Here is a 21,660-nt window from a genome sequence, read left to right as displayed (position 1 = left end):
CCATGGACCCGTTCTTCCTCGTCGGCGTCATCGTCTGCGCCGTCGCTGCCCTCCTGTGCATAGGTGCCGGCCTCCTGCGCCAGCCCCCGAACGACATCACCATCCTGTCCACCGCGGCCGTCGAACTGTTCCTGCTCGCGTACACGGTGGGTGCGGTGATCCGGCAGGTGACGGGGGAACCGGTGCTCGGTGAGGCCTGGGAGTTCTGGGGCTACCTGCTGACCGCGCTCCTCGTGCCCGTCGGCGCCTTCTGGTGGTCCATCCTCGAGAAGACCCGCTGGAGCAACTTCGTGCTCGCGGCCTCCGCGCTCACGGTGTTCGTCATGCTCTTCCGCATGGAGCAGATCTGGGACGGGGTGGCAGGACTGTGACCGACGATCGGAACCATGAGGACCGCGCAGGCGGCCTGGACCCCTCGCGTCCGCCACGGGGCTCCGGCGCCGGGAGGTCGGCGGCAGCATCAGGCGCGCCCGGGCCCGCGCCGGTGACCGGTCGCGCCACCGGTCCCGGACGGCTGCTGGTGGCCGTGTACGGCGTCTTCGCACTCGCCGCGACCGCGCGGGCCGTGTTCCAGATCGCGACCAAGTTCGACGAGGCGCCGATCGCCTATCTGCTCTCCGCGGTCGCCGCGGTGGTCTACATCGTCGCCACGGTGTCGCTGGCCCGACCTGGCATCCGCGCCTACCGCCTGTCGGTCGTCGCCGTCACCACCGAACTGGTGGGCGTCCTGGTCGTGGGCCTGCTCAGCATCGTCGACGCGCAGGACTTTCCGCACGAGACCGTCTGGTCCGGATTCGGGCGCGGGTACGGGTTCGTCCCGCTGCTCCTTCCCGTGCTGGGGCTCCTCTGGCTGCGGCGCACCCGCCCGGACCGCGCGGTGCGTTGACCGGTCCGCGTCGGCGGATCGGAACGGCCGGTGCGCTCCGCCAGGTCCCGCCCGGGTCCTGACCGGAGTACGTCCGCCCGGGCCCGGGCGACTGCTCACGCCGGACCGGCAACCGACCGTCCCGGTCGCGCGGCATCGTGAGACGATGGCGCTAGGTATCAACCAGCACCTAGGAGCGACATGACCAGCAACAGCCCCGATCACGACGGACCCTCCGTGCCGGGCCGCCGCCCGACGTCGGGCGAGCCCCTCCGCGCCGGGGGCAGCGATGGTCGGCTCTCGCCGGACAGCGCGCGGTCCTCCGCCGTCGATGGCCCGGCACCGATGAGCGCGCCGCGGGGCGCGGACAAGGCTCGCGCATCGGCAGGGGAAGCCACAGAAGCCACGAAGGCCGGACAGGGCACTCCCGGGAAGAAGGCCGGCGCAGCCAGGACATCGGGGAAGGCGTCGGGCGGGGACTGGAACGTCTTCCGCACCGTCGTCGTCCTCGTCGGCCTGGTCATCGCGGGCTTCGGCGCCTACTACCTGATCCTCGGCACCGCGGGCCTGCCGGACACCGAGGGCACGCCGGTCAACCCGACGCTGGAGAACCAGTTCCGGTTCTTCTCCGCCATGATGGTCGGCGTCGGCGCCGCCTTCATCACGATCGCCATCAAGTTCCAGTGGGCCAACATGCTCTGGCTCGTCTGCCTCATGGTGTTCGTCGGCGGCATCGGCCGGGTGCTGTCCTGGGCCTTCTCCGGCACACCGAACTACATCATGATCATCCTCATGGTCGTCGAGCTCGCCTTCCCGCCGGCCCTGCTCGTGTGGCACAAGTACATCGCCAAGACGAGCCAGATGCGCCAGGAGTTCGCGCAGCGCGGCTAGGAGTCCGGGGGAGCGGCGCGTCCACGAGGATGTGGTGACCGGATCCCGCAGGCAGCACGTCCACACCGACGGGTCGGAGGACGGACCCGGGGGAGCTGTGGCCGTCGGTCCGGGGCTTCGGCGATGGCGGGAGCGGGGGGTGCGGTCGGCCATAATGGGAGCGGCGCACAACCCGCCGGGCGACGTCCGAGGTCGCGGGACGCAGCCGGATCACAGAGGAGATGCGTGTTCTACTGGAGAGACCTGGACAGCGTGCCCGAGGACTTCGGGCCCTCCGTTCTGACGCTGGGCAACTTCGACGGCGTCCACCGGGGCCACCAGCGCGTCCTGCAGCAGGTCGTCGAAGCCGCCCGGCAGCGCTCGGCCGCCGCCGTCGTTGTCTCCTTCGACCCGCACCCCGCGCAGGTCCACCGTCCGGACTCCGCGCCGGAACTGATCATGGGCCTCGCCGACCGCGTCGAGACGCTCGCCGAGACCGGTATCGACGCCCTCCTGATGATGCACTACACGCTCGATCTCGCCGCGAACTCGCCGGAGGAGTTCGTGGAGCGCGTCTTCGTCCGGGCGCTGAAGGCGAAGGCCGTCGTCATCGGCCACGACGTCCGCTTCGGGGCCGGCAACAGCGGCGACCTGGACACCATGCGCGAGCTCGGCCGGAAGCTCGGTTTCGAGGTCATCGCGATCGACGATTTCGGCGCCAGCTTCCCCATGGACGCCACGGACGACGACGGCGACCGCCGGTGCTCCTCGACCTGGGTGCGCGAGGCCCTGGAGTCGGGGGAGGTCGGCACCGCCGCCAGGGTGCTCGGACGCCACCACCGCATGCGCGGAGACGTCGTGCACGGGGCGGCGCGCGGACGTGAGCTCGGCTACCCCACGGCGAATCTCGCGGCGTCCTCACAGGGCTATATCCCCGCGGACGGAATCTACGCCGGATGGCTCGTGGACGAAGCCGGGACGCGGTGGCCCGCCGCCATCTCGGTCGGCTCGAACCCCACGTTCGACGGCGTGGACCGGCAGGTCGAGGCGCACGTCATCAACCGCCCGCCGGAGCGCGTGCAGGACTTCGACCTGTACGGCCAGGCGGTTGTCGTCGAGTTCGTCGAGCGGCTCCGCGGGCAGGTCACCTACCGTGGGCCCGAAGCGCTCATCGAGCAGATGAAGCTCGACGTGGAGCAGGCCCGCGGCGTGCTTTCGACAGAACAACAGCCCAGACGCTAAACTTCGGGGAGATCCGGCTGCAGTCCGTGGTGGCTGGATTTTTCTGTGTCGTCGCGCAAGCGACGCTCAGCACCTGTTCACGGTACAACTCTAGGAGTTACTCGTGGCCCTTGACGCCGCCATCAAGCAGGAAATCATCAAGGAATACGCTCTCGCCGAAGGTGACACCGGTTCACCCGAGGTGCAGATCGCGATGCTTTCCCGTCGAATCCTCGACCTGACCGAGCACCTGAAGATGCACAAGCACGACCACCACACGCGTCGTGGCCTGCTTCTTCTCGTCGGTCGCCGTCGTCGCCTGCTGGACTACCTGCGGGACACCGACATCTCGCGGTACCGGTCGCTCATCGAGCGCCTCGGCCTGCGTCGATAAGCAGTACCTGAAGGCGGCACCTTCTCCACGGAGAGGGCGTCGCCTTCTCGCACTGACGGACCCCGTCCGGCCGTGCGACGCACGACAGCACCACCCTGCACCAGCAGGGGCAAAGACCGCACAACGATGGAGTCAACCGGCACCGCGCATTCGCGGTCCTCGGTAGTGATCCCCGGAAAGCGCCGGACCGGCGCCTCCGTGGATCTCGATCGAAGACCGGGTGCTGTGGCCGTCCAGGACGGACGAGACCACGACGGGTGCCGGCTGCCTCCGATACTCCTACAGATACAGAAACGGAGGTGACTCTCTTGGAGGGTCCCGAAATTCAGTTCGCCGAAGCAGTGATCGACAACGGTCGCTTCGGAACACGCACCATCCGGTTCGAGACCGGGCGCGTCGCCCAGCAGGCCGCAGGGTCCGCCATGGTCTACATCGACGAGGACACCGCGCTGCTCTCGGCCACCACGGCCGGCAAGCACCCGCGCGAGGGCTTCGACTTCTTCCCGCTCACCGTCGATGTCGAGGAGCGCATGTACGCCGCGGGCCGCATCCCCGGCTCGTTCTTCCGTCGCGAGGGCCGCCCCTCGACCGAGGCGATCCTCGCCTGCCGCCTGATGGACCGCCCCCTGCGTCCGGCCTTCGTCAAGGGACTGCGCAACGAGGTCCAGGTCGTCGTGACCATCCTCGCGATCAACCCGGACGTCCGCTACGACGTCGTCGCCATCAACGCGGCCTCGATGTCCACGCAGCTCTCCGGCCTGCCCTTCTCGGGTCCGATCGGCGGCGTCCGTGTCGCGCTCGTGTCCGACGGCAGCGGCAACGACCAGTGGATCGCCTTCCCGAAGCACTCCGAGCTCGAGAACTCGGTCTTCGACATGGTCGTCGCCGGCCGCATCGCCGGTGACGACGTCGCGATCATGATGGTCGAGGCCGAGGCCACCGACAACTCCTGGAACCTCATCAAGGAGAACGGTGCCACCGCGCCCACCGAGGAGATCGTCGCCGACGGCCTCGAGGCGGCCAAGCCCTTCATCCGGGCGCTGTGCGAGGCGCAGTCGGATCTCGCGGGCCGCGCGGCCAAGCCGACCGTCGAGTTCCCCGTCTTCCTCGACTACCAGGACGACGTCTACTCCGCCGTGGAGTCCGCGGGCTCCGACAAGCTCGCGCAGGTCTTCCAGATCGCCGACAAGCAGGAGCGCGAGAGCGCGTCCGACGCCCTCAAGGCAGAGCTGATGGAATCCCTCGGGGCCCAGTTCGAGGGTCGCGAGAAGGAGCTGTCCGCAGCGTTCCGCTCGCTCACCAAGGCCGTCGTCCGCCAGCGCATCCTGAAGGACCAGGTCCGCATCGACGGCCGCGGTCTCAGCGACATCCGCAAGCTGACCGCCGAGGTCGAGGTGCTGCCGCGCGTGCACGGTTCGGCGATCTTCGAGCGCGGCGAGACCCAGATCCTGGGTGTCACCACGCTGAACATGCTCAAGATGGAGCAGCAGATCGACTCGCTGTCGCCCGTCACGCGCAAGCGCTACATGCACAACTACAACTTCCCGCCGTACTCCACCGGTGAGACCGGCCGCGTCGGTTCGCCGAAGCGCCGCGAGATCGGCCACGGAGCACTCGCCGAGCGCGCCCTCGTGCCCGTGCTGCCCACGCGCGAGGAGTTCCCCTACGCGATCCGCCAGGTGTCCGAGGCACTGAGCTCCAACGGCTCGACGTCTATGGGTTCGGTCTGCGCCTCGACGCTGTCGCTGCTCAACGCGGGTGTGCCGCTGCGCGCACCGGTCGCGGGCATCGCCATGGGCCTCGTGTCCGACGTCGTCGACGGCCAGACGCGCTACGCGGCGCTGACGGACATCCTCGGCGCCGAGGATGCCTTCGGCGACATGGACTTCAAGGTCGCCGGTACGTCCGAGTTCGTCACGGCCATCCAGCTGGACACGAAGCTCGACGGCATCCCCGCGTCGGTCCTCGCGGCCGCCCTGAAGCAGGCCCGTGAAGCACGCCTGCACATCCTCGGCGTCCTGCAGGCCGCGATCGACACCCCGGACGAGCTCTCCGAGTTCGCGCCGAGGATCATCTCGGTCAAGATCCCCGTGGACAAGATCGGCGAGGTCATCGGCCCCAAGGGCAAGATGATCAACCAGATCCAGGAGGACACCGGCGCCGACATCTCGATCGAGGACGACGGAACCGTCCTCATCGGTGCGACCAACGGTGAGTCGGCCGAGGCTGCGCGTGCCGCGGTCAACGCCATCGCGAACCCGCAGGTCCCCGAGATCGGCGAGCGCTACCTGGGCACGGTCGTCAAGACCACGACCTTCGGCGCCTTCGTCTCGCTGACCCCGGGCAAGGACGGCCTGCTGCACATCTCCGAGCTGCGCAAGCTCGCCGGTGGCAAGCGCGTCGACAACGTCGACGAGGTCGTCTCCGTGGGCCAGAAGGTCCAGGTCGAGATCACCAAGATCGACGACCGCGGAAAGCTCTCGCTCTCACCCGTCGTGGCGGACGAGGCCGGGGACTCCTCCGAGGATGCCGGCATCGAGCTGCCCGAGGCAGCAGACGCCGAGTAGCCGCATGCCCCGCTCCTCCTGAGCGACGTACGGCCCCGGCGCCCACCGATCACCTCGGTCGGCGCCGGGGCCGTCTGCCTTTCCCGAACAGCTCGAGAAGAAAGACCAGGATGTCCCTGTCCTCCGTAGTGTCCCTGCCCCTGCTGCCCACGCCGCGTGACGGCGGTGGCTCCGACCACTCGTTCGTGGCGGGCGACCCGGGCGGTAACGTCGTCCGGCGCAGCGTCCTGCCCGGCGGGGTCCGCGTGCTCACGGAGGCCATGCCCGGCCAGCGGTCCGCCACGATCGGCTTCTGGGTGGGCGTCGGCTCCCGCGACGAGGCCGAGGGCCAGCACGGCAGCACGCACTTCCTGGAGCACCTGCTCTTCAAGGGCACGGCGCGCCGGAGCGCCATGGACATCGCGTCCGCCTTCGACGAGGTGGGCGGCGAGTCCAACGCGGCGACCGCGAAGGAGAACACCTGCTACTACGCGCGGGTGCTCGACTCCGACCTGCCCATGGCCATCGACGTCATCGCCGACATGGTGACCTCCGCCGTGCTGGACCCCGAGGAGCTCGAGCAGGAGCGCGATGTCATCCTCGAGGAGATCGCGATGGACAGCGACGATCCCGGGGACGTGGCGCACGAGAAGTTCGTGGAGCTCGTGCTGGGGGACCACCCGCTCGGCCGCCCCATCGGCGGGACCCCGGAGGCCATCATGGCCGTCCCCCGGGACTCCGTGCTCGCACACTACCGGCGCTACTACGTCCCCTCGGAGATCGTCGTCACCGCGGCGGGCGGTCTCGACCACGACGTCGTCTGCCGGCTCGTGCAGGAGGCGCTCGAGACGGCGGGCTGGTCCCTGGCCGAGGGTGCCCTGCCCGTGGCCCGGCGGTCGACGACGGCGACACCCGTCCACGGTGCGACCGGCACCCACGTGATCCGCCGCGCCGTCGAGCAGTCGAACATCCTGATCGGCTGCCCGTCCCTGACCGCGACCGACGAACGGCGGTTCGCGATGAGCGTGCTGAACGCCGTGCTCGGCGGGGGGATGTCCTCCAGGCTGTTCCAGGAGATCCGCGAGAAGCGCGGGCTCGTGTACTCCACCTATTCCTTCTCCGCGGCGTACGCGGACGCCGGCTACTTCGGCATGTACGCGGGCTGCTCGCCGGCCAAGACCGGCCAGGTGATCCGGCTCCTCGGCGCCGAGCTCGACCGGCTCGCAGCGGACGGCATCGACGCCGAGGAGCTCCGCAAGGCCGTGGGCCAGCTCTCCGGCGGACTCGTGATGGCGCTCGAGGACAGCAGTTCCCGCATGTCACGCCTCGGCCGCTCGGAGCTCGTGTCGGGGGAGTTCGTGGACATGGATGCCTCGCTCGAACGCATCAGGGCCGTCACGGCGGAGGACGTCCGGGACCTGGCCCGCGCGCTGGCCGCAGCGCCCCGCACCACCGTCGTCGTCGGTCCCTTCGACACGGAGGCCGACTTCACCGAGCAGGAGGGCTGAGGCGCAGACAGGCTGTCAGGACGTGCCGACGCGGCACTGCGGTGCTCCCGGCTAGCCGCCGGCGAACGGGGGCAGGATGTCGAGGACGTCGTCGGGCCGGAGGACGGTGGCGTGGTCGCGCACCGCGATCTCGTTGAGCAGGTAGCTGCTCCGGTCGAGGACCTTCGCGAGCGAGGGGGAGCCGGGTGGGCCGGACCTGCCGCGGAGATCCGCCAGCAGCTCCGCCAGGGGACGTCCGGCGGGCAGCTGCTCCTGGTCGACGCCGGACGCGGCCTTGGCCGCCCCGAAGTAGCGTACGAGGACCTCATCCACCGATGGCACTCATCGACCGGTCGGGCTGGACGAAGCCGTCCGCCCCGAGGCCCGTGTGCCCCATGCCGTGCGCCTTGGGCTTCAGCCACATGGCGTCGCGCCAGCGCTGAGCGACGGCGTCGTCGTCCGCGTCCGAGCGGAGCAGGTCACGGAGGTCGGTCTCCTCGCGGGAGAAGAGGCAGCTCATGATCTTGCCCTCCGCGGTGACGCGCGTGCGGCGGCAGTCGGCGCAGAACGGCTCGGTGACGGACGCGATGATGCCCACGGTCCCCAGGACGACGTCGGGTGCGTCCTTCGATCTGACCTCCCACCGCTCGGCAGGGGCGCCGTCCCGGTTGCGCGGATCCGGGGTGAGGACGAAGCGGGTCTCGACGAGCTCCCGCATCTCCGCGGCCGTCACCATGCCCTCCTTGGTCCAGCCGTGGTCCGCATCGAGCGGCATCTGCTCGATGAAGCGCAGCTCGAAGCCGCGGCTCACCGCCCACTCGACCAGATCGGGTGCCTCGTGGTCGTTGATGCCGCGCATGAGGACGGCATTGATCTTGACGAGGCCCAGTCCGGCGTCCGCTGCGGCCTCGATGCCCTTCAGGACACGGTCGAGGAAGGGGCGGCGCGTCAGCTGGGCGAAGGTCTCCGCGTGGAGGGAGTCCATCGAGACGTTGATACGCGTCAGCCCGGCCTCCTTGAGCTGTACGGCGCGCCGGTCCAGGCCGAGCGCGTTGGTCGTCATGGAGATGGGCAGATCCGGATGGTTCGCCCTGATCTCCCGGATGATGTCGAGCAGGTCCGCCCGGACGAGGGGCTCACCGCCGGTCAGCCGGAGCTCCCTGATGCCGAGGCGGTCGACGCCGATGCGGACCAGCCTGACGATCTCGACCCGGGACAGGACCTGGTCCTTCTGCAGCCAGTTCAGGCCCTCCGCGGGCATGCAGTAGGTGCAGCGCAGATTGCACTTGTCGGTGAGTGAGAGGCGCATGTCCGTGGCCTGCCGGCCGTGGGTGTCCATCAATCCCGCTGCCGGGACGACGGGGGCGGCGCTCGGCATGCCCAGGTCGGTTCCCATGGTTCGAGGGTACGCCCTCGCCGCCTCCGGACCCTACCCGGCAGCCCGTGCGGGACGGGCCTTCCGCGGCCACCTCCGGGGAGGTAGGGGACGGCGGCGGGGGCCGGGGAACCCGGCGACGGCGGCACGCGTGTATCGGGAGGACCACAGCGGGCGGCACCCTGCCGCCCGGGGCCCGGACGGAAGGCACCGGTATGCGGCGGCGGACATGGGCAGCAGTCTCCGGAGCGCTGGCGGTGGGGCTGGGCGTGATCGGCGGGGAGCTGTCCGCAGCGGCGCTGAGCCCCTCCGTCACGCCCGTCAGCGCCGTCGGGTCCGCGGTGATCGACGGCCTTCCGCCCGGGGTGAAGGACTGGGCCATCGCCTGGTTCGGTACCGCCGACAAGGCGGTGTTCCTCGTGACCATCGCGGTCCTCATCGCGCTGCTCGCCCTCGCCGCCGGTGTGCTCGAGTACCGCAGGCGCTTCGCCGGACGGGCGGTGATCGCCGGCTTCGGCGTGGTCGGCGCACTGGCGGTGGCGTCCCGCCCGCAGTCCTCCCCGGTCTCCTTCGTCGCGCCGGTCGTCGCGGCACTGGTGGCCGTCCTCGTGCTCGACGCGCTGGTCCGCGCCCTCAGGGCGTGGCAGCAGGGCGCCGACGGAGCAGCCACGACCGACAGGTCCCCGGCCCGACGCCGGTTCCTGCAGGGTGCGGGCGGCACGGCCGTCGTCGTGGCCGCCACCGGTGCCGCGGCGACCGGAGTCCGGTCCTCGCAGTCGACCGTGACCCAGCAGCGCTCGTCCATCACCCTGCCCGCGCCGGCGGAACCGGCAGTACCCCCGCGCCCCGAGGGATCCTTCATCCCGGAGGGCGCGGACCTGGAGATCCCCGGCATCAGTGAGCTGGTGACCGATGCCGACGACTTCTACCGGATCGACACCGCGCTCGTCGTCCCCGTGGTGGATCCCGCCGGGTGGACACTCCGGGTCACCGGTCTCGTGGACCGGGACGTGGAGATCACCTTCGACGAGCTCCTCGCACTGCCGCTCATCGAGCGCCACATCACCCTGGCCTGCGTCTCGAACACGGTGGGCGGAGGCCTGACCGGCACTGCACGGTGGCTGGGCTGGCCGGTGCGGGAGCTCCTCGCGCGCGCGGGCGTCCGGCCGGAGGCGGACATGGTGCTGTCCCGCAGCGTCGACGGCTTCACCGCGGGCACCCCGCTGGAGGCGCTCACCGATGGCCGCGACGCGCTGATCGCCGTGGGCATGAACGGCGCGCCGCTGCCGGTCGAGCACGGCTTCCCGGTCCGCCTCGTGGTTCCCGGGCTCTACGGCTACGTCTCCGCCACGAAGTGGGTGAGCGAGCTGCGGGTGACCCGGTTCGCCGACGAGAAGGCCTACTGGTCCACACGGGGCTGGTCCGAGCGCGGCCCCGTGAAGACCTCCTCGCGGGTCGACGTGCCGCGCCCGAACGCCGATCTACCGGCGGGGGACGTCGTCGTCGCGGGGGTCGCCTGGGCCCAGCACCGCGGCGTCGAGGCCGTCGAGGTGAGGGTCGACGGCGGTCCCTGGCAGCGCGCGGTCCTCGCGACGGCGATCTCCGCGGACACGTGGTGCCAGTACAGCGCGACGCTGGCCCTGGCCGCCGGCTCGCACACCGTCCAGTCGCGGGCGGTGGATCGTGAGGGCGACGTGCAGTCGGACGCCGATGTGGCTCCGGCGCCTGACGGGGCCGAGGGCCTGCACACGGTAACGTTCACGGTGACCTAGACCACCCGCCTCCCCGGCGCCCGACCGCTCCCCGTGGCTCTTGCAGGGACAGCGGTTCCGCACGGGACGGCGTCCGGCTCAGCGGAGGCACTGATGAAAAGAACCGTCGCCGAACACCAGGCCGCCGTCGCCGGCCTCCTCCGCTGGAGCAGCGGGTACGACGCCGGAGCGCCGGAGATCCTCCCGCTCGCCGACGCCCTCGGCCGGTCCCTGGCCGCCGACGTCCCGGCTCCGGTCAGCCTTCCGCCGTTCGACAACTCACAGATGGACGGGTACGCGGTCCATGCCGCCGATCTCGAGGATCCGTCCCGGCTCGCCGTCACCGACGCGATCGCGGCCGGTTCCGTGCCGGCCGACCTGCGGCCCGGCACGGCCGCCCCGATCATGACGGGGGCCATGCTGCCCACCGGCGCCGCCGCCGTCGTGCCCATCGAGCGGGCGGTCCCACCCCGGTTCTACGCTGCAGCCGATCTCGCCCGGCCCGGTGCCGCGGTGACGGTCGCCCTCCCGGCAGGCATCCCTGCCGGACAGTACGTGCGACGGGCCGGGAGCGACATCGCCGAGGGGGCCACCGCGCTGACCGCCGGAACGCTGCTGGGGCCCGCACACCTCGGACTGCTCGCGGCCTGCGGCGTCGGACGCGTGCCCGTCCGGCCACGCTTCCGGGTCCTGCTGCTGTCCACCGGCGACGAGGTTGCGGAGCCCGGGACACCGCTCGCTCCCGGCACCATCTACGACGCCAACAGCACCCTGCTGGAGTCCGCCCTGACCGAGGCCGGGGTCGCGGTCACCCGCCACCGCCCCCTCGGTGACGACCCCGCCGTCCTCCGGGAGGCACTCGCCGGTATCGCCGCGGGCAGCACCAACCTGGTCCTCAGCACCGGCGGCATCAGCCAGGGGGCCTACGAGGTGGTGAAGCAGGCCCTGGTCGACAGCAGCGTCGAATTCTCGTCGGTCGCGATGCAGCCCGGAGGGCCGCAGGCGCACGGGACGCTCTCGGGGATCCCCTTCCTCGGCTTCCCCGGCAACCCGGTCAGCGCGCTCGTCTCCTTCGAGATGTTCCTGCGGCCCGCCCTGCAGCAGCTCACCGGCCTCCCGGCAGCACGGCCCGTCCTCGACGCCGTCCTGACCGAGGGACTCACCAGCCCCGAGGGCAAGCACCAGCTGCGGCGCGGGCTGTTCCGTGGAGGCCGGGTGGCACTCATCGGCGGACCGGGCTCCCACCTCCTCCACGCCCTCGCGGCGTCGAACTGCCTGGTCCACGTGCCCGAGGGAGTGGACATCCTGCAGGAGGGGGACAGGGTGCAGGTGACCCTCCTGGGACCCGTCCCCACGGACCCGTTCGCCGTCGAGGACGTCCTCGTCCTCGAGGACGCCGAACCGGCGAGCGTCACGGACTGATTGAATGGGATCCGCAGAAAGGACTCCTCGATGAGCACACCAGCACCTCCCGATGCCGGAGGCCCACCGGCCGCGTCCCCGGCCCTCTCCCACGTGCGGGCCGACGGGACCGCCCACATGGTCGACGTCTCCGGCAAGCAGCCGACCGTCCGCGAGGCCGTCGCCGAGTCGACGCTCGAGACCACGGCCGAGGTCGTGGCCCTGATCGCGGACGGGACCCTGCCGAAGGGTGACGCCCTCGCCGTCGCCCGCGTGGCCGGCATCATGGCGGCCAAGCAGACCTCCACCCTGATCCCGCTGTGCCACCCGTTGCCGCTGTCGAAGGTGACGGTCGACTTCGAGCCGGACGGCGGCACCGTCAGGGTCGTCGCGCTGGTCAGGACCACGGCGCTCACCGGGGTCGAGATGGAGGCGCTCACCGCCGCGTCCGTCGCGGCCCTCACGCTCTACGACATGGTCAAGGCCGTGGACAAGCGCGCCGTGATCAACGGGACGCGCGTGGTGGCCAAGTCCGGCGGGAAGAGCGGGGACTGGACGGCATGACGGGTCTCCGCACCGCAGCCGTGGTCATCGCCTCCACCCGCGCCGCCGCCGGCACCTACGAGGACGAGTGCGGCCCCGCCATCGCCGCGTGGCTCTACGAGCACGGGTTCGCCGTCGCGGACGCCGTGGTGGTCCCGGACGGCGACGCCGTGGGGACCGCCATCGGCGCGGCCCTGGAGGCGCGTCCCGCCGTCCTGATCACGAGTGGCGGGACGGGCCTCAGCCCCGACGACGCCACGCCGGAGCAGACGGCGCCCTACCTCACCCGCAGCCTCCCCGGCATCGTCGAGGCCATCCGGCGTGCCGGTGAGCCGAAGGTGCCGACGGCCGTGCTGAGCCGTGGCCTGGCAGGCACCGCCGGCAGCACCTTCGTGCTCAACCTGCCCGGTTCGCCCGGCGGGGTCCGCGACGGACTCTCCGTGCTCTCGCCGCTGATCGACCACATCTGCTCCCAGTTGGAGGGCCGCAATGACCACCGGTGACGTCGTCCACGCAGCCGTCGCAGCATCGCCGATCGCCCCCGAGGAGGCCTACGCCGCCGTCGATTCTCCGTTCTGCGGTGCCGTCGTCGGCTTCAGCGGTGTGGTGCGGGACCACGACGGCGGCAAGGGCGTGACGTCCCTGAGCTACTCCGCGCACCCGAGCGCGGAGCGCATCATCCGCGAGGTCGCCGAGGAGATCGCGTCCCGGCACGAGGGCATCCGCGTCTGGGTGGCGCATCGCGTGGGTCCCCTCGACATCGGCGACCAGGCCCTGGTGGCCGCCGTCGGGGCCGCCCACCGCGGTGAGGCGTTCCGGGCGTGCTCGGACCTCGTGGACCTGGTCAAGGAGAAGGTGCCCATCTGGAAGGAGCAGTTCTTCACGGACGGCACCGTGGAATGGGTCGGCGCCGGCGCGTGACAGTAGGCTGGAGGGCATGACCGAACTCCTGCCCGTCGCCGTCCTCGGCGCCCGTGGTCGCATGGGTTCCGAGGCGGTCCGCGCCATCGGGGCGGCGCCCGACCTCGACCTCGTGGCCGCCCTCGGCAGCAGCGACCCGCTCGAGTCCCTCGTCTCCGCCGGTGCCGCCGTCGTCGTCGACCTGACCGTACCCGAGGCCACGGCGTCCAATGTGCGCTTCATCGTCGACCACGGCATGCACGCCGTGGTGGGGACCACGGGCTGGACCGTCGACCGGCTCGCCGAACTCGAGGCCCAGCTGGCCGGCAGCCCCGCGACGGGAGTCCTCATCGCGCCGAACTTCGCCCTCGGATCCGTCCTCGCATCGGCGTTCGCCGCCACCGCGGCCCGGTACTTCGAATCCGTCGAGATCATCGAGCTGCACCACCCGGACAAGGTGGATGCGCCGTCGGGCACGGCCGCGCGGACCGCGCAGCTCATCGCCTCGGCGCGGGCCGCCGCTGGGGTTTCCCGGGCGCCGGACGCGACGCGCGACGAGCTCGACGGGGCCCGCGGGGCCCGTGTGGACGGCGTCCCCGTGCACTCCGTCCGGCTCCGGGGACTCACGGCGCACCAGGAGGTGCTGCTCGGCAGTCCGGGGGAGCAGCTGACCATCCGGCACGACTCCTACGACCGCGCGTCCTTCATGCCGGGCGTCCTCCTCGGCATCCGCTCCGTGGCCGGGCATCCGGGGTTGACCGTCGGACTCGACGGCTACCTCGACCTGCAGACCGGCGGACGATCGTGAACGCCGTGGACCTCTACCGCCGGCACAAGGTCAAGCTCGGCGTCCTGCTGGTGACGGCCCTGCTCGTGTTCTGGCTCGCGGTCGCCTTCCAGCGCAGCTTCCTGCTGCTCGGCGACCCCGAGCCCGTGGCCAAGGCGATCGGCGCGGGGTACCTGCTCCTGCCGTGCATCGGGGCGTGGGCACTGATCCGCGAACTGCTGTTCGGTGCGCAGACCCAGCGCATGGCGCGGCAGCTCGACCGCGAGGGCGGGCTACCGGTCGACGACCTGCCGAGGACCCCTGCCGGGCGTATCGTCCGCTCCGCGGCGGACGAGTCCTTCCCCGCCTACCAGGCCGAGGTCGAGTCCGACCCGGAGAACTGGCGCAGCTGGTTCAGGCTCTCCTGCGCCTACGACGCGGCCGGGGACCGCAAGCGGGCCCGGCGGGCGATGCGTGAGGCCGCGAAGCTCCACCGGCAGGACGGCGCGGCCAGCACGCCCTGACGGCGTCGCCTGCACGGACCGGGACCGGGTCGCCGGAGCCCCAGCGGCTCAGCGGCGGGCTTCGATGCGACCGTCGCGTGCCGCGTTGGCCGCGCCCGACGCGATGAGTTCCAGGGGCCCCCGCGAGCGCACGCGCTGGAAGAGGATGCCGATGGCGACGGCGGCCGCCAGCTGGAGCCAGAAGAGCTGCACGGGATCCGGGAGCGGAGTCAGCTGGTCGGCCCAGCTCATGACGCAGACGTGGAGGCTGTAGAGGGTCAGCGTCATGGCCCCCGGCGCCGAGAGCGGCAGGAGCGCCTGCGGGAAGCGGCGCGTCAGCAGGAGGCAGACGGCGACGACGGCGGCGGACGCTCCGGACACGTGCACGAGGTCGAGGGTCGAGCCGGAGTGGGGGGCACTGACTGCGAGCCACCACCAGGAGCCGGACTGGTCGATCCCCGCGAGGCCGACGTCGAGCATGGCCTGCAGCGGATACCGGGAGCCGTCCGGTGTCGCGAGGATGGCGTCGAGGCCGCCCGCCCGGAGCAGTTGCGCGCTGAGGAGCTTGGCCCCGATCGCCGCGGCGACGCCTCCCCCGAGGAGGCCCAGCTGCACGGGCAGCCGGCGGAGGTCCAGCCGCCCGACGACCAGCCCCACGAGGATGAAGCCGAGCCACTGCAGTGCCGGGTAGTAGCCGGTGAGCATGATGTCCGCGGCGAGGGTCTGCGGAACGAGGAGGTGGTCGAAGACCGGATTGCCGCCGAGGGTCGGGGGGTCGATCCCCGCCGTGACGACGGGCCGCAGCAGGTAGGCCGCGACGGGCGCGAGGACGAGCCACCCGACCGTCCAGGCGGCCAGCGCACGCAGCCGGAGGCCCACGAAGGGAAGGGCGAGGAGGAACAGTACGCCGTAGTGGACGAGGATGATCGCGATGTTCGTCTCGACGCCGCCCAGGATCAGGCCGGTCAGCGCGATGAGCAGGGCGCGCACCGCGATCCCGGTCCGGTCCGCGGAGAGCGTGCGGTCGCGGTGCGGCGATCGCCCGCCGGTGAGCAGCGCCAGCCCGATCCCGGCGATGACCGCGAACAGGCCGGAGGCGCGTCCGGAGAAGACCAGGGCGGTCCAGGTGGCGGTCGTGCTCCCGGGTGCGTACAGCGGCAGGATGTGCGTGCTCATCATCCCGAACAGCGCCACGCCGCGGGCCGCGTCGATCCCGGTGAGGCGCCGCGGCGCGGCCGTCGTCTGCATGCTGTCATGGTCCCACAGGGATCGTGACGGTCACGCCGGGTCCCACCGGGTGCCGCCCGAACGGGTAACGTTTCATCCATGGCTGACACCCCCTCGAGCACCCCTCCCTTCGGGACCCTCGTGACCGCCATGGTCACGCCGTTCACCGCCGACGGCGCCGTCGACCTCGACGCCACCGCCGTCCTCGCCTCGAAGCTCGTGGACGACGGCTGCGACGGTCTGGTGGTGTCGGGGACCACGGGGGAGACCTCGACACTGGAGGACTCCGAGAAGGAGGACCTCTACCGCGTGGTCGTGGAGACCGTCGGGGACCGCGCCCGCGTGATCGCCGGGACCGGGACCAACCACACCTCGCACTCGGTGGAGATGGCGCGCCGTGCGGAGCGGGCAGGGGCCCATGCGCAGCTCGTCGTGACGCCGTACTACAACAAGCCCACCCAGGCCGGGGTGATCGCGCACTTCGACGCCGTCGCGGCGGCATCGGACCTCCCCATCATGATCTACGACATCCCCGGCCGTTCGGCCATCCCGATCACCACCGAGACCATGATCCTGCTCGCGGAGAATCCGAGGATCGGCGCCCTCAAGGACGCCAAGGCCGACTTCGCGGCGATCACCCGGGTCCTCGCCTCCACCGACCTCGACGTGTACTCCGGCGACGACGGCCTGACCCTGCCCTGGATGGCGGCCGGAGCGGTCGGCGTCGTCAGCGTCAGCGCCCACGTCGCCACGGCGGCCTTCCGGGCGCTGGTGGACGCGGCGGCCGCCGGGGACTTCGTGGAGGCCCGGCGCATCCATTTCGAGCTCGACCCCGTGATCCGCGCCGTCATGACGCACATCCCCGGCGCGGTCTCCGCCAAGCACATCCTGCACCTGCAGGGGGTCCTGGCGAACGCCGTCGTGCGCCTGCCCCTGGTCCAGGCCGACGAGCAGGAGCTCGCCCCGATCCTCGCGGATCTCGCCGAGGCGGGGTGGGACCTGTCCCCGACCGGAGCGCACCGGGGCGCAGGCGCATGAGCGACGCGGCCGGTGTCGGGCCCGCCCTGCGCACCCTGCCACCGGCACTCGAGGCCGGCACGCTGAGGATCGTCCCGCTCGGCGGGCTGGGGGAGATCGGCCGGAACATGGCCGTGTTCGAGATCGGCGGCAAGCTGCTGATCGTCGACTGCGGCGTCCTCTTCCCCGAGGAGACCCAGCCCGGCGTGGACCTGATCCTGCCGGACTTCTCCTACATCGAGGACAGGCTCGACGACGTCGTCGGGCTGGTCCTCACGCACGGCCACGAGGACCACATCGGCGCCGTCCCGTACCTGCTGCGCCTCAAGGCCGACATCCCGGTCATCGGCTCGCAGCTCACCCTCGCGCTCGTCGAGGCCAAGCTGCAGGAACACCGGATCCGCCCCTACACCCTGACGGTGTCCGAGGGGCAGATCGAGCAGTTCGGCCCCTTCGAGTGCGAGTTCGTGGCGGTCAACCACTCCATCCCGGACGCGCTGGCGGTCTTCATCCGCACGGAGGCCGGCAACGTCCTCCATACCGGTGACTTCAAGATGGACCAGCTGCCCCTCGACGGCCGCATCACGGACCTCCGCGCCTTCGCCCGCCTCGGCGAGGAGGGCGTGGACCTCTTCATGGTGGATTCCACCAATGCGGACGTCCCAGGCTTCACGACGGCGGAGCGCGAGATCGGCCCGGTCCTCGAGAACCTCTTCGGGCAGGTCCGCAAGCGCATCATCGTCGCGTCCTTCTCCTCGCACGTGCACCGCGTGCAGCAGGTCATCGACGCCGCCCACGCCCACGGCCGCTTCGTCTGCTTCGCCGGCCGGTCGATGGTCCGGAACATGGCCATCGCCGCGAAGCTCGGCTACCTCAAGGTCCCGGACGGGATCCTCGTCGACATCAAGAACGTCGACGACCTGCCGGACGACCGCGTGGTCCTCATGTCCACCGGCTCCCAGGGTGAACCCATGGCCGCGCTGTCGCGCATGGCCAACGGGGACCACCGCATCACCGTCGGCAAGGGCGACACCGTGATCCTCGCGTCCTCGCTGATCCCGGGCAACGAGAACGCCGTCTTCCGGGTCATCAACGGCCTGCTGAAGCTCGGCGCGGACGTCATCCACAAGGGGAACGCGAAGGTGCACGTCTCCGGGCACGCCGCAGCGGGCGAGCTCCTCTACTGCTACAACATCCTCCGGCCGAAGAACGTGATGCCCGTGCACGGCGAAACGCGCCACCTCATCGCGAACGGGAAGCTGGCGCAGCAGACCGGCGTCCCCGCCTCCAACGTGCTCCTGACGGATGACGGCTCCGTGGTCGATCTCGTGGACGGCAGGGCGCGGGTGGTCGGCGCCGTGGAGTGCGGCTTCGTGTACGTGGACGGCTCCAGCGTCGGAGAGATCACGGACGCGGACCTCAAGGACCGGCGGATCCTCGGCGAGGAGGGGTTCATCTCGATCATCACCGTCGTGAACCGGACCACGGGGAAGGTCGTCTCCGGCCCCGACATCCACGCGCGGGGCTTCGCGGAGGACGACTCCGTGTTCGACGAGATCAAGCCGAAGATCAACGAGGCGCTCGAGGAAGCCGTGATGAACACCACGGACCACACCACGTACCAGCTGCAGCAGGTGGTCCGGCGCATCATCGGGACCTGGGTCAATCGCCGGTACCGCCGCAGGCCCATGATCATCCCGGTCGTCCTCGAGGCCTGACGGCAGACGGGTCCACCGCGGCGACGCTCGACCGGGTGCCGGGTGCCGGGTGCCGGGTGCCGGGTGCCGGGTGCCGGGTGCCGTGGGTGCCGGGTGCCGTGGGTGCCGGGTGCCGTGGGTGCCGGGTGCCGTGGGTGCGGGAATCCGACGCTTCGGCGGCGCGGTCCGGTACCGTGAGGATCATGGCCACTCGAACGTCCCCTGCCCCGCGGGGCCAGCACCAGACCCGCGGCAAGGGAGCCTCCGCCGCTGCGGGGACCGGCCGGGCCAAGGCGCCCGCCAAGGACACCCAGCGCGCGACGGCGAAGACCCGGCAGGTGCCGGTCGCTCCGGAGCCGCAGCACGAGGACCGCCTGGCGCTGCCGCTGCGGGCCGTCCGGGCCGTCTGGATGGGCACGGCGCGCCTCGTGGGGTCGGGTGTCCGCACGTTCGGGCACCACGTCGAACCGGAGCGTGACCTCCGCCGTGACGGCACCGGGTTCTTCCTCCTCCTGCTGGCACTGGCCGTCGCGGCCGTCGAATGGTGGGCCCTGACCGGGACGCCGGCCGACATCGTCCACGCGGCCGCCGGAGGGACATTCGGCTGGATGGCCCTGCTCGTGCCCTTCATGCTCGGTGTCGGCGCCGTCAGGCTCTTCCGGTACCCGGAACGCCACCGGGCCAACAACCGCGTCGCCATCGGACAGCTCGTCATCCTCGTCGCCGGCTCGGGCATCGCGCACCTCGTCGGTGGCCAGCCCGGCCTCGCGGCAGGACTGGACGCCCTCTGGCGCGCCGGGGGAGTGGCCGGCTTCGTCGTCGCCGGACCCCTCAGCAGCGTCCTCACGGCCTGGCCCGTCGCCCTCGTGCTCACCGCGGCGATCTTCCTCGGCCTGCTGATCGTCACCGCCACACCCTTCCGCCACATCCCCTCGCGCCTGCGGACCCTCTACGAGCACCTCATGGGCCAGGACCCGGACGCGGCCGACCACCGGCGAGAGGACGGCCACGACCAGAGCTACCTCTACGAGACGCACGGGGCCACCGCCGCACAGGAGCCGAAGAAGCGCAAGCGCCTGTTCGGCAAGGACCGGCAGTCCGCCGCAACCGGGGACCACGGCGAGGACGACGTCGACGGCTACGTCGGCGACGAGGCGTTCGAGCGCGCTGTCATCGAGGACGAGGAGCGCCGCGCCCGCGAGGCCGAGGCCGAGGCCGAGGCCGCCGTGCCCCCGGGCATCCGCCGCCCGACCAAGCAGGAGCTCGCCGCCGAGGAGCTGAAGCGGTCGAACGCAGCCCGGCTGCCGGCCGCCGAGGCCCCGGAGCGCGCGCCCGAGGGCGCCACCGAAGCCATCGACGTCGTCCCGGCGGCGAAGGCCCTGATCGTCCCGTCGACCCCGGTGCAGCCCCAGGTGCCGCCGACGCCGATCCCGCAGCGCACCGAGCAGCTGCAGCTCGCCGGGGACGTCGCCTACACCCTGCCGCCGTCGGACTACCTGCCGGCAGGCACCCCGCCCAAGGAGCGCTCGGAGGCCAACGACGCCGTCGTCGCCGCCCTGACGCACACCATGGACCAGTTCAACGTCGACGCCAAGGTCACCGGATTCTCGCGTGGTCCGACGGTCACGCGCTACGAGATCGAACTCGCGCCGGGCACCAAGGTGGAGCGGGTCACGGCGCTGTCCAAGAACATCTCCTACGCGGTCGCGTCCTCCGACGTCCGCATCCTCTCGCCCATCCCCGGCAAGTCCGCCATCGGGATCGAGATCCCCAACACGGACCGCGAGACCGTCTCCCTCGGTGACGTGCTCCGCTCCGGCAACGCGCGGAAGACGGACCACCCGATGGTCATGGGCGTCGGCAAGGACGTCGAGGGCGGGTTCGTCGTCGCGAACCTCGCCAAGATGCCCCATCTCCTCGTGGCCGGTGCCACGGGCGCGGGCAAGTCCTCCTTCGTCAACTCGATGATCACCTCCATCCTCATGCGGTCCACGCCGGACGAGGTGCGGATGGTCATGGTGGACCCCAAGCGCGTGGAACTGACCGCGTACGAGGGGGTCCCGCACCTCATCACGCCGATCATCACCAGCCCGAAGAAGGCCGCCGAGGCGCTGCAGTGGGTGGTCCGCGAGATGGACACGCGCTACGACGATCTCGCCAACTACGGCTACAAGCACATCGACGACTTCAACAAGGCCGTCCGCAACGGCAAGGTGGTGCCGCCCGAGGGCTCCAAGCGGGTCGTCCGCCCGTATCCCTACCTCCTGGTCATCGTCGATGAGCTCGCGGACCTCATGATGGTCGCCCCGCGCGATGTCGAGGACTCGATCGTGCGCATCACGCAGCTCGCGCGTGCCGCGGGCATCCACCTCGTGCTGGCGACGCAGCGCCCCTCGGTCGACGTCGTGACCGGCCTGATCAAGGCCAACGTGCCCTCCCGCATGGCCTTCGCGACATCATCCGTGACGGACTCCCGCGTGGTCCTCGACCAGCCGGGCGCCGAGAAGCTGATCGGCCAGGGCGACGCCCTGTTCCTGCCGATGGGTGCGTCCAAGCCGATGCGCGTGCAGGGCGCGTGGGTCACGGAGTCGGAGATCCACCGCGTCGTCGAGCACGTCAAGGGCCAGCTGCAGGCGGTGTACCGCGAGGACGTCGCGGTCGACGCGCCGAAGAAGCAGATCGACGACGACATCGGGGACGATCTCGACGTCCTGCTGCAGGCCACCGAACTGGTGGTCACCACCCAGTTCGGCTCGACGTCGATGCTGCAGCGCAAGCTGCGCGTCGGCTTCGCCAAGGCAGGCAGGCTCATGGACCTGCTCGAGTCGCGTGGCGTCGTCGGCCCCTCGGAGGGGTCCAAGGCCCGCGACGTCCTCGTGAAGCCGGACGACCTCGAGCCCGTCCTCGCGGCGATGCGCGGCGACGAACCGGCGTCGCAGGCCGCTTCGGTGCCCCGCCCTGCCCAGCCCCCGATCGACCTCGTCGCCGACGACCTCGCCTCCCGGGCACAGGCCGTCGACTATCACGACGGTGCTGACGGCTCGGACGACGCGGACGGCGACACCGACGCCTGGAACCTCACCGGCAGGTAGCCTGA

The 21,660-nt window shown here is 71.2% G+C and carries 20 protein-coding genes; 17 read left to right on the top strand and 3 right to left on the bottom strand.

Annotated features, from left to right (window positions below; translation table 11 throughout):
• Positions 1–2 precede the first annotated feature (2 nt).
• From ACTIMO_RS10950 to ACTIMO_RS10920, 7 genes are all read left to right on the top strand, one after another.
• Positions 3–371 carry a hypothetical protein gene (locus ACTIMO_RS10950; protein WP_055772554.1) on the top strand — a complete coding sequence of 123 codons (369 nt, stop codon included), beginning with the start codon at positions 3–5 and terminating at the stop codon, positions 369–371.
• Between the two features lie 113 nt (positions 372–484).
• On the top strand, positions 485–886 hold the full coding sequence (locus ACTIMO_RS10945) for a hypothetical protein (RefSeq protein WP_055772812.1): 402 nt from the start codon (positions 485–487) through the stop codon (positions 884–886).
• A 180-nt stretch (positions 887–1,066) separates the two neighbouring features.
• Positions 1,067–1,756, top strand: a complete 690-nt coding sequence (locus tag ACTIMO_RS10940) for a DUF4345 domain-containing protein (protein ID WP_448182432.1) — start codon at positions 1,067–1,069, stop codon at positions 1,754–1,756.
• A 225-nt stretch (positions 1,757–1,981) separates the two neighbouring features.
• The gene (locus ACTIMO_RS10935; protein WP_055772548.1) at positions 1,982–2,977 is read left to right on the top strand and encodes a bifunctional riboflavin kinase/FAD synthetase; all 996 of its coding nucleotides are present in this window, start codon (positions 1,982–1,984) and stop codon (positions 2,975–2,977) included.
• 103 nt (positions 2,978–3,080) lie between these two features.
• Positions 3,081–3,350, top strand: coding sequence for a 30S ribosomal protein S15 (gene rpsO, locus ACTIMO_RS10930; RefSeq protein ID WP_055772546.1), 270 nt, complete (start codon positions 3,081–3,083; stop codon positions 3,348–3,350).
• A 308-nt stretch (positions 3,351–3,658) separates the two neighbouring features.
• The gene (locus ACTIMO_RS10925; RefSeq protein WP_448182490.1) at positions 3,659–5,917 is read left to right on the top strand and encodes a polyribonucleotide nucleotidyltransferase; all 2,259 of its coding nucleotides are present in this window, start codon (positions 3,659–3,661) and stop codon (positions 5,915–5,917) included.
• A gap of 110 nt (positions 5,918–6,027) precedes the next feature.
• Complete coding sequence (locus ACTIMO_RS10920) at positions 6,028–7,404, top strand: M16 family metallopeptidase (RefSeq protein WP_448182431.1); 1,377 nt, start codon at positions 6,028–6,030, stop codon at positions 7,402–7,404.
• Positions 7,405–7,455: 51 nt separating this feature from the next.
• Here the strand turns inward: ACTIMO_RS10920 and ACTIMO_RS10915 are convergent, their stop codons facing one another.
• Together ACTIMO_RS10915 and moaA are read right to left on the bottom strand one after the other, a co-directional pair.
• The gene (locus ACTIMO_RS10915; protein ID WP_448182430.1) at positions 7,456–7,716 is read right to left on the bottom strand and encodes a MoaD/ThiS family protein; all 261 of its coding nucleotides are present in this window, start codon (positions 7,714–7,716) and stop codon (positions 7,456–7,458) included.
• Positions 7,709–8,779, bottom strand: coding sequence for a GTP 3',8-cyclase MoaA (gene moaA / locus ACTIMO_RS10910; protein ID WP_422391628.1), 1,071 nt, complete (start codon positions 8,777–8,779; stop codon positions 7,709–7,711). Before moaA ends, ACTIMO_RS10915 begins: the two co-directional genes overlap by 8 nt.
• Before the next feature lie 194 nt (positions 8,780–8,973).
• On the opposite strand from moaA, the gene ACTIMO_RS10905 reads away from it, so the two are divergent.
• The 7 genes from ACTIMO_RS10905 (at position 8,974) to ACTIMO_RS10875 (ending at position 14,643) form a co-directional block, all read left to right on the top strand.
• Positions 8,974–10,530: a molybdopterin-dependent oxidoreductase gene (locus ACTIMO_RS10905; RefSeq protein WP_448182429.1), complete on the top strand. Its 1,557-nt coding sequence runs from the start codon at positions 8,974–8,976 to the stop codon at positions 10,528–10,530.
• A 93-nt stretch (positions 10,531–10,623) separates the two neighbouring features.
• Positions 10,624–11,931 carry a molybdopterin molybdotransferase MoeA gene (locus tag ACTIMO_RS10900; RefSeq protein ID WP_448182428.1) on the top strand — a complete coding sequence of 436 codons (1,308 nt, stop codon included), beginning with the start codon at positions 10,624–10,626 and terminating at the stop codon, positions 11,929–11,931.
• 30 nt (positions 11,932–11,961) lie between these two features.
• The gene (gene moaC, locus ACTIMO_RS10895; RefSeq protein WP_448182427.1) at positions 11,962–12,474 is read left to right on the top strand and encodes a cyclic pyranopterin monophosphate synthase MoaC; all 513 of its coding nucleotides are present in this window, start codon (positions 11,962–11,964) and stop codon (positions 12,472–12,474) included.
• Positions 12,471–12,956, top strand: a complete 486-nt coding sequence (locus tag ACTIMO_RS10890) for a MogA/MoaB family molybdenum cofactor biosynthesis protein (RefSeq protein ID WP_055772530.1) — start codon at positions 12,471–12,473, stop codon at positions 12,954–12,956. Before moaC ends, ACTIMO_RS10890 begins: the two co-directional genes overlap by 4 nt.
• On the top strand, positions 12,943–13,374 hold the full coding sequence (locus ACTIMO_RS10885; RefSeq protein WP_448182426.1) for a molybdenum cofactor biosynthesis protein MoaE: 432 nt from the start codon (positions 12,943–12,945) through the stop codon (positions 13,372–13,374). Before ACTIMO_RS10890 ends, ACTIMO_RS10885 begins: the two co-directional genes overlap by 14 nt.
• Before the next feature lie 16 nt (positions 13,375–13,390).
• Positions 13,391–14,161: a 4-hydroxy-tetrahydrodipicolinate reductase gene (gene dapB / locus ACTIMO_RS10880; protein WP_055772524.1), complete on the top strand. Its 771-nt coding sequence runs from the start codon at positions 13,391–13,393 to the stop codon at positions 14,159–14,161.
• Positions 14,155–14,643, top strand: a complete 489-nt coding sequence (locus ACTIMO_RS10875; RefSeq protein WP_448182489.1) for a hypothetical protein — start codon at positions 14,155–14,157, stop codon at positions 14,641–14,643. Before dapB ends, ACTIMO_RS10875 begins: the two co-directional genes overlap by 7 nt.
• 48 nt (positions 14,644–14,691) lie before the next feature.
• Here the strand turns inward: ACTIMO_RS10875 and ACTIMO_RS10870 are convergent, their stop codons facing one another.
• Entirely contained in the window at positions 14,692–15,870 is a 1,179-nt protein-coding gene (locus tag ACTIMO_RS10870) for a heparan-alpha-glucosaminide N-acetyltransferase domain-containing protein (protein ID WP_448182425.1), read from the bottom strand.
• Between the two features lie 78 nt (positions 15,871–15,948).
• Here ACTIMO_RS10870 and dapA point away from each other — a divergent pair, with 78 nt between their 5' ends.
• The 3 genes from dapA (at position 15,949) to ACTIMO_RS10855 (ending at position 21,655) form a co-directional block, all read left to right on the top strand.
• A complete protein-coding gene (gene dapA / locus ACTIMO_RS10865; RefSeq protein ID WP_448182424.1) occupies positions 15,949–16,887 on the top strand; it encodes a 4-hydroxy-tetrahydrodipicolinate synthase in 939 nt (312 codons plus the stop codon).
• On the top strand, positions 16,884–18,584 hold the full coding sequence (locus ACTIMO_RS10860; RefSeq protein ID WP_448182423.1) for a ribonuclease J: 1,701 nt from the start codon (positions 16,884–16,886) through the stop codon (positions 18,582–18,584). Before dapA ends, ACTIMO_RS10860 begins: the two co-directional genes overlap by 4 nt.
• Before the next feature lie 182 nt (positions 18,585–18,766).
• Positions 18,767–21,655 (top strand): DNA translocase FtsK 4TM domain-containing protein, encoded by a 2,889-nt coding sequence (locus tag ACTIMO_RS10855; RefSeq protein WP_448182422.1) that lies wholly within the window; start codon positions 18,767–18,769, stop codon positions 21,653–21,655.
• Positions 21,656–21,660 lie beyond the last annotated feature (5 nt).

This window comes from Arthrobacter sp. CP30 (assembly GCF_053470025.1).
This window is presented reverse-complemented; position numbering and strand designations above follow the sequence as displayed.